This is a genomic window from Balneola sp. (assembly GCA_002694685.1).
Lineage (GTDB): Bacteria > Bacteroidota > Rhodothermia > Balneolales > Balneolaceae > Gracilimonas.
Genome location: NZMW01000004.1, coordinates 50,768 through 62,731 on the forward strand (window position 1 = coordinate 50,768; position 11,964 = coordinate 62,731).

Sequence of the window (11,964 nt, forward strand, 5' to 3'; positions counted from 1 at the left end):
ATGGCGGAATTGGTCGATATTGAAAAATGCCCAAACTGTGGTTATGAGCCATTTAATACCTCATATTGTCCACAATGTGGGCAGCGGAAGCTATCTGAGAAAGATCATAAAGTCACCGTTCTATTCAATGAATTTTTAAGTGGCTGGCTCAATTTTGAAAACAGCTTCCTGAATACCTTTAAAGCTTTTCTTATTAAGCCACATCAATATGTGACTGAGTATTTATCCGGAGCACGAAAAAAATATCTTTCACCTATCAAGGTTTTCATTCTTGCCAATGCCTTTTACTTTATATTTCCAGCCGTAGATACCTTTAAAACTTCATTAGATACTCAGCTGAATCGGCTTCCTTACAGCGAATACACCAAAGGTTTTATTGACTCATTCATTGCGGCATCTGGTTTGAACTATACTGAATTTGCTGTAGAATATGATGAGCTGACTCAGATACTTTCAAAGGCATTGCTGGTTCTCATTCCTTTACTTTTTTCAGGAGCTACATGGATACTGAACCTGAGCTTAAGGGAGAAAAAGCCATTCCTGCATCATATTAATTACAACTTAGTATTGAGTGCTTTTCTGGTTTTTATTTTGTGCTCCGTGCTACCCGGAACGTACTTATTGATTTCAACACAATTTGAGATTTCGGGAATGATGGATTTGATATCTGAGATGAGCTTATCAGTTACGTTGCTTTTAATCCTTAATATCTATGCGTTTTTTCTGTACCGTGACTTTTTTGCGGGTAGTCTATGGAAAAAAGCAGGGAAAGTTATTTTACTAAATGCCGCTTTCATACCCCTGATTCAAACCTATCGCCTCATACTACTATTTGTAACACTTGGCTGGATGAAATTTTTTGTATAGCGTGATTTCTGATTCTATACCTACCACTTATCTTGATATCAGGCTCTGTTAAGCTGTGAAATGATACCCGAGCAAGCTGAATTTGTTGAAGAGCTAACCAGCTGAATAGAAAATTGAAGCCTAAGCTTCTTTTTTAGGAAGCCAAGCTTTCCAAAACTCTTCCGGAAATTTCATAGAGCTATAACCGAAAAGAAGAATGCCACCAATAATCGCAAGGATGTGGCTTAAGGATTTTTCACCAAGAAGGCCACCATCTGAAAAGAAAAGAATGATACCGAAGAATAAAATACCAAGTGCACATCCACGGAGAAAGAGAAGAAACTTATTCATAATCAGATCATTTGGTTTAGCATTAACTCTATTATCCGAAAAACAGAATCAAAAACAAAATGCCCGTCCTTTGGATGATTAAGGCTAAAGTTGGGCTAGGAGTACTTTTTGAATTACGAGGGTTTAGCTTCGTGTAAGTCTTCCGATAATTTTTGAATGGTTAGAATAAAGGTTGGTTAGTGCATCTTTTTCCGCCAACTCAAAATCCCGAAAATCAAAGCCGGGTGAGACCGTGCATCCCACAAAGGTATAGCTGTCAGGCTCATTCACTTCCGCGGCAAACCAGTATTCTTTAGGAACTGTGAATTGAGGAAGCTCACCCTCATCAAAGTTCAACCCAATAACCTGCTTTGAATATTTACCATCGGGACTAATCATATGAATGGTAAGCGACGAACCCTGATAAAAGTGCCACATTTCATCCTGGTAGATTTTATGGAAAGCTGAAAAAGCATCGGAAGTGAGGAGAAAGTAGATACCGGTGGAATAATTTCGATCTCCTTCAAATTCTTCGGGAAGAACTCCCTCCGGAATTTCACCCTCACTACGATAGGTTTCTTTGAAATAGCCGCCTTCAGGGTGTTCCTGAAGGTCGAAGTGGGTGATTAATTTTTGCGCTTCGTTTATCATAAATACTATTTAAGGGACAAGAATGTCATCCTGAGCGCTTAAATGAACAAATAGGCCAAAGTTGGTTTTCGCGAAGGATCTCAAAGTTTGTATTAGGATGTAATTTAGAACTTGAGATCCCTCGTGTTCAAGCTCATAATCCTTTATTCTTTACTTTGCACTCGGGATGACAATATTTGATAATTTGGGTTGTGACTAAGCCCTAAACATCAAAGTCGATACCCTGAGCTAACGGCAACGAATCGCCCCAGTTCATGGTGTTGGTTTGTCGGCGCATGTATGCTTTCCAGGCATCGGAGCCGGATTCACGTCCGCCACCGGTTTCTTTTTCGCCTCCAAAAGCACCACCAATCTCAGCACCGCTTGTTCCAATGTTGATGTTGGCAATTCCACAGTCAGAGCCATGGGCACTCAGGAAATTTTCAGCTTCACGCATATTCAGGGTAAACATGGCGGAGCTTAGTCCCTGCTTCACACCATTGTGATATTTCATCGCTTCATCCATGGTTTTGTATTTGATGAGATAGAGGATAGGAGCAAAAGTCTCTTCCTGAACGATGTCGTAATGATTCTCCACTTCAGCGATAGCCGGCTTTACATAAAACCCATCTTCATCAAGAGGCTCGCCGCCGGTGATTACCGTTCCGCCTTCTTTAGCGATTTCTTTAAGTGCCTTCTGCATCTGATCCACTGCAGCCTGATCGATCATAGGTCCGACCAAAGTGCTTTCATCCAGAGGATCACCAATAGTTATATTCTCATAGATACTGAGCAGCCGTTCTTTCACCTGATCGTACACCGATTCGTGTATAATCAGCCGGCGGGTGCTGGTGCAGCGCTGACCACAAGTTCCTACCGCACCAAAGACGGTTGCTCGAATAGCCATCTCAAGATCGGCATTTTCGGAGATGATGATGGCGTTATTTCCGCCCAATTCGAGAATGGTTTTTCCTAATCGACCGCCCACAGTTTTGGCGACTTCTTTACCCATTCTGATGGAGCCTGTTGCTGAAATCAATGGAATACGACTGTCTTCAGTCATCCATTCGCCGACTTCCCGGTCTCCGGTAACCAAGTTGAAAATACCTTCAGGGAGGTCATTTTCTTTCAGAACTTTAGCAACAATTTTTTGAACCGCAACTCCGCACAATGGCGTCTTTTCGGAGCCTTTCCAGATCATCACGTTGCCACAGACAGCAGCAAGCATAGCATTCCAGCTCCACACAGCAACCGGGAAGTTGAATGCCGAAATGATGCCCACAATCCCAAGGGGGTGCCATTGCTCATACATACGGTGTTGAGGACGCTCGCTATGCATGGTATTCCCGTAAAGCATTCGGGACTGACCGACTGAAAAATCACAGATATCAATCATTTCCTGAACTTCGCCCAGACCTTCCTGATAGATTTTACCCATTTCGTAGGTGACCAGTTTCCCAAGCGGCTCCTTGAATTCGCGAAGTTTGTCCCCGATCTGCCGGACAATCTCGCCGCGTTGTGGAGCCGGCATTTCACGCCATACTTCAAAAGCCTTTTGTGCTTCTTCTACGACACTGTCATATTGCTCGCGGGTTGTTACACCAACGGTCGCAATTTTCTTTCCATCAGTAGGGGTAAAACTGCTGATCGTGTTTTTGCTTTCATGATGTTTGCGCCCCGTACTAGTTCCGGGATTGATGCCTTCGATGCCTAATGCCTTCAGAAACTCCATAACGATAATTTATCTGTTGTTTTTTGGTGAAGATAGGTAAGTCAGGTGTCAGAATACAGCAGTCAAACCTCACTTTAATTACTGTATTCTGAATCCTGAGTTCTGTATTCTTGATGTATGAGAAAAGCATCTAACAATGAGATAAAATTACTTCGCAAACTCGGACGCAAAAAGTACCGCGAAAAAGAACAGCGGTTTGTAGTTGAAGGGGAGCGGGCGGTTGAGCAGGTTGTTGAAAATGGCCTGGTGGAAGTGGAGACTATATTTGTGCTTGATGGGAAAGCGATCAGCGATCAGCTGACAGCTTTCAGTGTTTTGATAGAAGAGGATGTATTGTTTGAGGTGGCTGATACAGAAAGTCCACAAGGGGTTTTGGCACTGTGTAAGATGCCGGAAGAAATTCAGCCTGAGAAATTGGCCGGCGATTCCGGAATAATTGTTGCTACGGATGCTATTCAAGACCCTGGAAATATGGGTACGATTTTGCGAACAGCGGCCTGGTTTGGAGCAAAGGCTTTAGTTGCCGGAAAGGGGAGTGTGGATGTGTATCACCCGAAAGTAGTTCGAAGTACGGCCGGGGCAACGGGGAGTATTCCGGTGTTCAGTGGAGAGCTAGAAGGTGTTTTTGGAGAGCTGGAAAAATCAGGATGGGAAGTCCTGCTGCTGGATGGCGGAGCGGATAGTGTGAAGCTCGGATCGGTTCAACCCGCAGAAAAAACGATTATTGTTGTGGGGAATGAGGGAAATGGAATCAGCCCGAATTTATTGAACTCGGGAAGAAAGAAAGTCAGGATAGAATCGGCTCCCGGACAGGATAAGGTTGAGAGTTTGAATGCGGGGGTGGCGGTAAGTATTGCTCTGTGGTGTTTGAGTGATAAAGTGATTAGGTGATATGGTGGGAATACTATATCACCTAATCACCATATCAAGATCCTCAAAAACCTCCCCATTAAAATTGGATTAAATCTTTTCCACCCGTTGCATATGGGTTGGGCTTTAGCTTTATTTCGAGAGCCGTTCTTTTCAATCATCGACTACAGACAAATGGCTGGTACACTGGCAAGACTAATTAAACCATCTCATCTATGCCTAAGAAGAAATCTAAGAAGATCTTCGTCCTCGACACTTCCGTTCTTTTATATGACTATGAAGCAGTTAGAAACTTTGAGAAAAATGATGTAGCAATTCCCATCACAGTTCTTGAAGAGCTGGATACTTTTAAAAAAGGAAACAACGTAATTAATCTACATGCTCGGGAATTTATCCGGTACTTGGATGGTATATCGGATGACAATATGCTTCAGGACTGGATTCCAATGAATGGCCGGTCGCACGGAAAACTTCGGGTTATCACCAACGGCAAGAACTCTTTGGATGCCACCAAAGTGTACGGTTCGGATAAGAATGATCATCGCATTATCAACGCCGCTCTTCACCTCAAAGAAGAAAACCCCAATCAAAAGGTTATTTTAGTTTCCAAGGATATCAATCTAAGGCTGAAAGCCCGTGCACTGAATCTGGAATCAGAAGATTATGAAACGATTCGGATTCAGGATATTGAGCATTTGTACAAGGGGAAGACAACGCTCGAAATCGAAGATCCTTCGGTGATCAGTAAGTTTTATGAGAAAGGGAAAATTAAACCTGCTGACCTGATGGAAGGCGACCCTCTTTGCAATCACTACTACATCATGAAAAGCCACGGGTCGTCTGCGCTGGGCTGGTATAATGCTAAGAGTAAGCATGTGGAAGTGGTGGAAAAAACGAATGCATATGGCATTCAGCCCAAAAATGCAGAGCAGACTTTTGCGATGCATGCCCTTCAAAACCCTAACATTTTATGCAGTACCATAACCGGTGCAGCTGGAACCGGGAAAACATTGTTAGCACTTGCCAGCGCGCTTGAGCAGCGAAGTAACTTCAAACAAATTTATCTGGCACGGCCGATTGTTCCGTTGAGCAATAAAGACATTGGATTTCTGCCCGGGGATGCAAATGCTAAAATAGATCCTTACATGCAGCCGCTTTGGGATAACCTGAGCTATATCAAAAATCAGTACAAAGAAACCAGCAAGCAGTTCAAGAAAATTGACGAGATGCTGCAAACGGACAAACTCCGGATTGTGCCTTTGGCTTACATTAGAGGGAGGAGTCTCTCAAATGTGATTTTTATTATTGATGAGGCTCAAAACCTGACTCCACATGAGGTCAAAACCATTATTACTAGAGCAGGACAGAATACGAAAGTGGTCTTTACAGGAGACATCTTCCAGATTGATACGCCTTACCTGGATGCCCAAAGTAACGGGCTGAGTTATCTGGTAGATCGAATGCACAACAATGAGCTATATGCGCACATCAACCTTGAAAAAGGAGAGCGCTCTGATCTGGCGAACCTGGCTTCAAAACTTTTATAGGGGGTAGGGACAAGGTTTTAGTTAAGTCATTCAGAGCGATAGCGAAGAATCTTCACGTGTCTAACTTTTGCAGATCCTTCGGAGGTATCCTCAGGATGACTAATGAAACTAAAACCTTACACCTTGCCCCTAAAACCTATTTCTCAGGACTAAGCAATTCTATATGAAAACGGAACTTCTCACTTTCCAGAGACATGGTGTCGTAGAGATCTTCGATAATCTCAAAAATAGTTTTCGGAGCCCCAATTACCGTAGTTGACAAATAGCCTACCTCAATTTCAACATCATATTGAGCCAGATGTTCGAGCAAGTCTTGAACTTTTTCACGAGGATCTTCTTCTGATAAAGGAATGTAAGTAAGCTGAGCAATGGTTTTCATAGGCTAAATCTAAATGTTTGTTTTGAAATAAGCGTTAGCTGAAAGGTAAAGGAGATTAGATAAAGAGGCTAAAAAAACCTTCCTTTATAAAGATTCATCAATTAAAGACAATAATCCCCCAAAAATCACACATGCAAAAAGCAGCACTTATCACCGGAGCATCCAGCGGAATTGGAAGAGATCTCGCCACTATTCATGCTGAAAAAGGGAGCGATTTAATTATTGTTGCCCGGCGCGATCATGAACTCAAGGAATTGAAAACAGAGCTGGAGGCCAAATATAGTGTAAAAGTAAAGGTTATTGCTAAAGATCTGATTGCTGAAAATGCTTGTGAGGAAATTCATGAGGAGATCAAGAGAGAAGGAATTAATGTAGAATACCTGATTAATAATGCCGGTTTTGGCGGTCATGGATATTTTCACGAGCAGGATGACGAGTATCAGCAGCGGATGATAGATTTGAATATTAAGGCTTTGACAAAACTTACCCGATTATTTTTACCATGGATGGTTGAGCGAAACAGCGGCAGGATTTTAAATGTAGCGAGTACCGCGGGATTACTCCCCGGACCGCTTCAAGCCGTTTACTATGCAACCAAAGCTTACGTTGTTTCATTGAGTCAGGGCATTGCCGGTGAGCTGATGGATACCGATGTCACCTGCACAGCCTTGTGCCCGGGACCCGTAGAAACAGAATTTGCTGAAGAAGCTGATTTAGAAGGAACAGATTTATTTAAAAACGCCGCCACTTCCCGGTCGGTGGCTGAAGTAGGCTATGAAGCGATGATGAAGGGAAAGCTAATTGCCATCAATGATCTGAGTTTGAAAATTCAACTGGAATATCTGATTCCATTGGCTCCCCGAAAAATGGTACTCTCTACCGTTAAGAAGATGCAAGAAAAGCGGGGTTGAATATCGAACATTGAACATTCAATACTGAATATTGAATGATTGTGCTCCCGCTTAACATTGGGGATATTGAAAGAAATACTAATTCATCAAGAAGTAATGAAAGATTTGATACAAGAGTTTAAGAAGTTTGTCTCTCGAGGAAATGTCATAGAACTTGCGGTGGGGCTTATCATGGCTACCTACTTTGGTGCTATCGTGAAGTCATTTGTGAATGACATCATCATGCCTCCCGTAGGATATTTTATAGCCGGAGTAGATTTTGCAAATCTCAAACTCACCATTGCCGAGCGCACACTGGAAGATGGAACACTTCAAGCAATTACCATCAATTACGGGGCTTTTATTAATACCATTATCACCTTTTTAATTACTTCTGCAGCAATCTTTATGGTGGTGAAGGCTTACAATCAATTTATGAAAAAAGAAGAAGAGAAGCCGGCCCCTAAGCCTGTTGAGCCTTCAAAAGAAGAAGTGTTATTGACTGAGATTCGTGATTTGTTGAAGAAGTGATATTAATCCCGCTTCATATTAAAAACCTCAGTAGTGATTTCACCGGCGCGTCTCATCTTCAGAGAAATAGTCATCTCCGTATCAGACTTCTTTTCAAAAGTCAGCCCTTTCATTTCAATCCTGTCTTTGGAAAAGCTGATCATTTCGAAGGAAGTCATATCGTCTTTTTCTTCCCAGCCGGTTAGGTCAGGGTTGAAATGTTTGAGTCGGATGCCGGTTTCATCAAGCAACAGAAATTCATAAAACACCAGTTCGCCATCTTTGATATGGCGATACATGCCCATCATAGTTCCATTTACAGGTTCAGACCACGTTTCCTGAGAAATTCCGCCAAATCCATCTCCGGTCCAGGAACCGACCAGCCAGCTGTAATCCTCTATATTAAAAACAGGGGTAGTTTCATTTTCGTGAGCTAACGATACAGGAGAATCCGTAATTGAAAGCGAGCCAATTATGAGGCCAAGAAGTAAAATGAGTTTGTTCATAAGAATTGTTGAGTCATTGGTGGTTACCTGTACGACAATCGGGATAGTATAAAAGAGACATATAAGTTAGGATTAGAATTTTTGTTGTCTGCATATGCGAAATTTCACGAGGTTACTTCAAAACAAAAACCTAAAAACCCAAGCTATTTCGATTAGTTAATTATTTTTCTTTCCCTTACTCTATGTGCAACAACAGCTAACCAAACTTTTTCACAATGCGGATTTCAACTCTATTAATTGCAATGACGATGATTGCAGCTGTAGCCTGTACTACTACCAAAACTGAAAGAATTGTTGATTCACAGACTGGTAATAGAATTGACAAAGCTCTTCAAAGTTTTGTGGATTCAAACCGTGTAGCAGGTGCTTCTGCTCTTATATATGAAGATGGGGAAGAGGTTTACTTTGGGGCTTTTGGCCATGCAGACCGAAGAGAAGACATCCCGATGAGCCGGGAATCCATAGCGGTTATCTTTTCAATGACAAAACCTATCACCGGCACGGCATTGATGCAGCAATATGAGCAGGGCAAATTTGAGTTGGATGATCCGCTTTCTGATTACCTGCCGGAATTTAGAGACGTAAAGGTTTTTGAAGGCATGGACGATGAAGGCAATCCTATTTTGCTTGAGCCCAAAAGGCCTTTAACCGTTCGGGATATAACACGGCATACTTCTGGTTTCGCCAACGATGGAAATCACTTATATATTGGCCGATTGTTACAGGATGCTCAGCCACTAAATCGGGAAAATACGCTTAAAGAATTTGCTGAAAAACAGGCTTCACTGCCTTTGGAATTCCACCCCGGCGAAGAGTGGTACTATGGCCCTTCGGTTGATGTGCAGGCCAGACTCGTTGAAGTTCTCTCCGGCGAAACTTTTCAAGACTATGTTCGGGAAAATGTATTGGATCCTTTGGGAATGAATGAGACGCGCTATTTTGTCCCCGAAGAAGATCGTGATCGGATGTCTTCTCTTTTCCAGCGAAATCAGGAAGGGGAGCTGGAACAAATTCCTGATATTGCTGCCCACTCGATGTATACCCAAAAGTGGCCGCTTACACCGGGTGGCTGGGGACTGGCTTCAACACTTGATGATTACATGACCTTCACCCAAATGCTGGTAAATGAAGGTACTCTGGACGGAGTGCAAATTCTGAAACCGGAAACGGTTAAACTCATGGCAACCAATCAGCTTTCTGAAGAGGTGACTGAGCGGCTTTGGCTGCCAAGCAAAGGGCAGGTTGGCTTCGGGATTGATTTTGCCGTACGGGTTGCTCCACCACAATCGGCTGAAGAAAATATGGGAACCGTCGGGGAGTTTTTCTGGGATGGAGCAGCTTCTACTTTATTTTGGGTAGATCCGGTTAATGAGTTGACGGCAGTGCTTTTCGTTCAAGTTTTTCCATTTGCAGGAACCATTCATAAGGATTTTCGAGATGCTGTTTATGGACCTTATCAACCGACTGAAAACTAACAACCGAAAGTTTATTTTACTTGCCAGATTGAACTTTGGTGTTATCTTAGTCCAACTCCAATTCTAAAACCTAATTATTGCGATGAGTAAGAAAGAGTTCACCCCCTTTGTTTCTGCAGATGACGATCTGCCACAAATCACCGTAAAAGCTGTAATACTTGGCTTTTTGTTATCCGCAATTCTGGCCGGTGCCAATGCCTATTTGGGGCTTAAAGTTGGGATGACGGTTTCAGCCTCAATTCCGGCTGCAGTTATTTCTATGGCGGTTTTAAGGTTGTTCAAAGAATCCAATATTTTGGAAAACAACATTGTTCAGACGGCAGCCTCTGCCGGGGAATCACTGGCGGCAGGAGTGATATTTACCCTTCCGGCGCTGATTCTACTTAAATACTGGCTCGACTTTCCTTTTTTGGAAACGGCCGCTATTGCTATGTTTGGAGGGATTTTAGGAGTGCTATTTACCATCCCACTTCGGCGGGCTTTAATTGTAGAAAGTGATCTTCAGTTTCCGGAAGGTGTAGCTACCGGTGAGGTTTTGAAAGCCGGGACAGAAGGTGGAGCAGGAATAAAGACGATTATTCAAGCCGGTATTGCGGCGGCTTTGTTTAAACTCAGTCAAACAGGTTTAAAGATTTTTGCGGGTTCTGTTGGCGGTTCGGTAAAAGCCGGAAAGTCCATCTTTGGTTTTGGGAGTGATTTATCGGTGGCCCTGCTGGCGGTCGGGTATATCGTAGGGTTGAATATTGCGGTGCTTATTTTTGCCGGGGGATTGATTTCCTGGCTGTTCGGAATCCCGATCTATATGGCGGTTACAAGTCCGGAAGAGATATCGGCTATTGTGGGGGCTGCGGAAGGATACGATGCCGCCTTGGCGATCTGGAGTCAAAAAATCCGTTACCTCGGTGTTGGCGCTATGGTTGTTGGTGGAGTCTGGGCACTCATTTCTTTGGCAAAACCACTGGTTGATGGTATCAAGTCGTCCATGGCAGCTGTAAAAGAGTTAAATAGTGATGGAGGTGGAAACATCCCAAGAACAGAAATGGATACTCCTATTAACATTGTGATTTGGGGTATTATTGGCCTGGCCATTCCCATCTTCATTGTGTTTATGTTTGTGATTGATATTGAACACCTGGCGGTGAGCAGCGGCGCTTACTGGACGGCCATCACATTTGGAGTGGTCTTTTCATTATTTGCAGGATTTCTATTCTCGTCAGTTGCCGGATATATGGCTGGTTTGGTGGGGTCATCCAATAATCCGATTTCCGGAGTTACCATAGCTACCGTATTGGCCACTTCATTATGCTTGCTGGCTATTCTTGGCGGACAGGTCGATTTTACCGCCGATATGGACAAAGCAACTACTGCCGCCGCTGCAGCCATTATTGTGGGAGCGATGATTGCTTGTGCCGCTGCTTTAGCTGGAGATAATCTTCAGGATTTAAAGGCCGGACAAATAGTAGGAGCTACTCCTTACAAACAACAGATTATGCAGGTAGTTGGTGTAGTTGCTGCCGCTTTGGTAATCGCCCCGATTTTGAGTTTACTTTTCAATGCCTATGGTCTTGGAGGCGTATTTCCCCGCGAAGGGATGAACCCAGCAGAAATGCTGACCGCTCCACAAGCTACGTTGATGCAGTCTGTAGCTGAGGGTGTTTTTGCCCAAAATCTGGAATGGGGTATGATCATCATCGGGGGCTTAATTGCCGTAGCTATCATTATACTGGATGAAGTGTTGAAACGTAAAGAATCTGAATTCAGAACTCCTGTGCTTGCCGTTGCTGTGGGTATCTACTTACCCGTTGAGCTTTCAGTCCCTATTTTCTTAGGCGGGATGATTGCATGGGGAGCTGCAAAAGTTGTTCGAAATAGAGCAATTGCAAGCGGTGAAAGCCCGGAAGAAGCAGAAACCGGAGCCGAGCGTAAAGGCTTACTGTTTTCTTCAGGATTGATAACCGGTGAAGCACTGATCGGTATTGTACTTGCCATTCCATTTGCACTATTTGAAAGCACGGATGCGTTGCGAATTATGCCGGAAGGTTTAGCATGGCTCACAAATCTACTTGGAGTTGGTGCCGTAATCTGTTTCATGATATGGCTTTATAAAGTCGCCGTAAATAAGGATTAAATGCTAATAATACTTAGGTTACAGGAAGTGTGTTTCTGAGGTGCGATAGCTCTCATGAAAATTCTTCTCAATGGATTAATAGGCGGATATTATTCATATTCATATAGCTTCTTCTTACCAA

Annotated in this window: 12 protein-coding genes; 7 read left to right on the plus strand and 5 right to left on the minus strand. The window is 43.2% G+C overall.

The window, feature by feature from the left end; genetic code table 11:
* Positions 1-867, plus strand: coding sequence for a hypothetical protein (locus CL667_05785; GenBank protein MAL17201.1), 867 nt, complete (start codon positions 1-3; stop codon positions 865-867).
* 120 nt (positions 868-987) lie between these two features.
* Here the strand turns inward: CL667_05785 and CL667_05790 are convergent, their stop codons facing one another.
* The 3 genes from CL667_05790 to CL667_05800 all read right to left on the minus strand — a co-directional run bounded on the left by CL667_05790 (position 988) and on the right by CL667_05800 (position 3,538).
* Positions 988-1,197 carry a hypothetical protein gene (locus tag CL667_05790; GenBank protein MAL17202.1) on the minus strand — a complete coding sequence of 70 codons (210 nt, stop codon included), beginning with the start codon at positions 1,195-1,197 and terminating at the stop codon, positions 988-990.
* Between the two features lie 123 nt (positions 1,198-1,320).
* Positions 1,321-1,827 carry a hypothetical protein gene (locus CL667_05795; GenBank protein ID MAL17203.1) on the minus strand — a complete coding sequence of 169 codons (507 nt, stop codon included), beginning with the start codon at positions 1,825-1,827 and terminating at the stop codon, positions 1,321-1,323.
* Positions 1,828-2,029: 202 nt separating this feature from the next.
* Complete coding sequence (locus CL667_05800; protein ID MAL17204.1) at positions 2,030-3,538, minus strand: aldehyde dehydrogenase family protein; 1,509 nt, start codon at positions 3,536-3,538, stop codon at positions 2,030-2,032.
* Positions 3,539-3,655: 117 nt separating this feature from the next.
* Between CL667_05800 and CL667_05805 the strand changes: the two genes are divergently transcribed.
* The gene (locus tag CL667_05805) at positions 3,656-4,429 is read left to right on the plus strand and encodes a hypothetical protein (GenBank protein MAL17205.1); all 774 of its coding nucleotides are present in this window, start codon (positions 3,656-3,658) and stop codon (positions 4,427-4,429) included.
* A 194-nt stretch (positions 4,430-4,623) separates the two neighbouring features.
* Positions 4,624-5,955, plus strand: a complete 1,332-nt coding sequence (locus CL667_05810; GenBank protein MAL17206.1) for a ribonuclease — start codon at positions 4,624-4,626, stop codon at positions 5,953-5,955.
* 136 nt (positions 5,956-6,091) lie between these two features.
* Here the strand turns inward: CL667_05810 and CL667_05815 are convergent, their stop codons facing one another.
* Positions 6,092-6,334 (minus strand): hypothetical protein, encoded by a 243-nt coding sequence (locus tag CL667_05815; GenBank protein MAL17207.1) that lies wholly within the window; start codon positions 6,332-6,334, stop codon positions 6,092-6,094.
* 131 nt (positions 6,335-6,465) lie between these two features.
* Between CL667_05815 and CL667_05820 the strand changes: the two genes are divergently transcribed.
* A complete protein-coding gene (locus tag CL667_05820; GenBank protein MAL17208.1) occupies positions 6,466-7,245 on the plus strand; it encodes a short-chain dehydrogenase in 780 nt (259 codons plus the stop codon).
* Positions 7,246-7,341: 96 nt separating this feature from the next.
* Positions 7,342-7,755: a large conductance mechanosensitive channel protein MscL gene (locus tag CL667_05825; GenBank protein ID MAL17209.1), complete on the plus strand. Its 414-nt coding sequence runs from the start codon at positions 7,342-7,344 to the stop codon at positions 7,753-7,755.
* 2 nt (positions 7,756-7,757) lie between these two features.
* On the opposite strand, the gene CL667_05830 is transcribed toward CL667_05825, so the two are convergent.
* A complete protein-coding gene (locus tag CL667_05830; GenBank protein ID MAL17210.1) occupies positions 7,758-8,240 on the minus strand; it encodes a hypothetical protein in 483 nt (160 codons plus the stop codon).
* Positions 8,241-8,455: 215 nt separating this feature from the next.
* On the opposite strand from CL667_05830, the gene CL667_05835 reads away from it, so the two are divergent.
* On the plus strand, positions 8,456-9,715 hold the full coding sequence (locus CL667_05835) for a serine hydrolase (protein MAL17211.1): 1,260 nt from the start codon (positions 8,456-8,458) through the stop codon (positions 9,713-9,715).
* Between the two features lie 82 nt (positions 9,716-9,797).
* A complete protein-coding gene (locus CL667_05840; protein ID MAL17212.1) occupies positions 9,798-11,843 on the plus strand; it encodes an oligopeptide transporter, OPT family in 2,046 nt (681 codons plus the stop codon).
* The last annotated feature ends 121 nt before the right edge of the window (positions 11,844-11,964 follow it).

Bases quoted from the DNA above. Each gene is read 5' to 3' on its own strand.
- CL667_05815 (MAL17207.1), bottom strand. From the start codon at position 6,334: ATGAAAACCATTGCTCAGCTTACTTACATTCCTTTATCAGAAGAAGAT.
- CL667_05785 (MAL17201.1), top strand. From the start codon at position 1: ATGGCGGAATTGGTCGATATTGAAAAATGCCCAAACTGTGGTTATGAG.
- CL667_05830 (MAL17210.1), bottom strand. From the start codon at position 8,240: ATGAACAAACTCATTTTACTTCTTGGCCTCATAATTGGCTCGCTTTCA.
- CL667_05835 (MAL17211.1), top strand. From the start codon at position 8,456: ATGCGGATTTCAACTCTATTAATTGCAATGACGATGATTGCAGCTGTA.
- CL667_05810 (MAL17206.1), top strand. From the start codon at position 4,624: ATGCCTAAGAAGAAATCTAAGAAGATCTTCGTCCTCGACACTTCCGTT.
- CL667_05790 (MAL17202.1), bottom strand. From the start codon at position 1,197: ATGAATAAGTTTCTTCTCTTTCTCCGTGGATGTGCACTTGGTATTTTA.
- CL667_05825 (MAL17209.1), top strand. From the start codon at position 7,342: ATGAAAGATTTGATACAAGAGTTTAAGAAGTTTGTCTCTCGAGGAAAT.
- CL667_05840 (MAL17212.1), top strand. From the start codon at position 9,798: ATGAGTAAGAAAGAGTTCACCCCCTTTGTTTCTGCAGATGACGATCTG.
- CL667_05800 (MAL17204.1), bottom strand. From the start codon at position 3,538: ATGGAGTTTCTGAAGGCATTAGGCATCGAAGGCATCAATCCCGGAACT.
- CL667_05805 (MAL17205.1), top strand. From the start codon at position 3,656: ATGAGAAAAGCATCTAACAATGAGATAAAATTACTTCGCAAACTCGGA.
- CL667_05820 (MAL17208.1), top strand. From the start codon at position 6,466: ATGCAAAAAGCAGCACTTATCACCGGAGCATCCAGCGGAATTGGAAGA.
- CL667_05795 (MAL17203.1), bottom strand. From the start codon at position 1,827: ATGATAAACGAAGCGCAAAAATTAATCACCCACTTCGACCTTCAGGAA.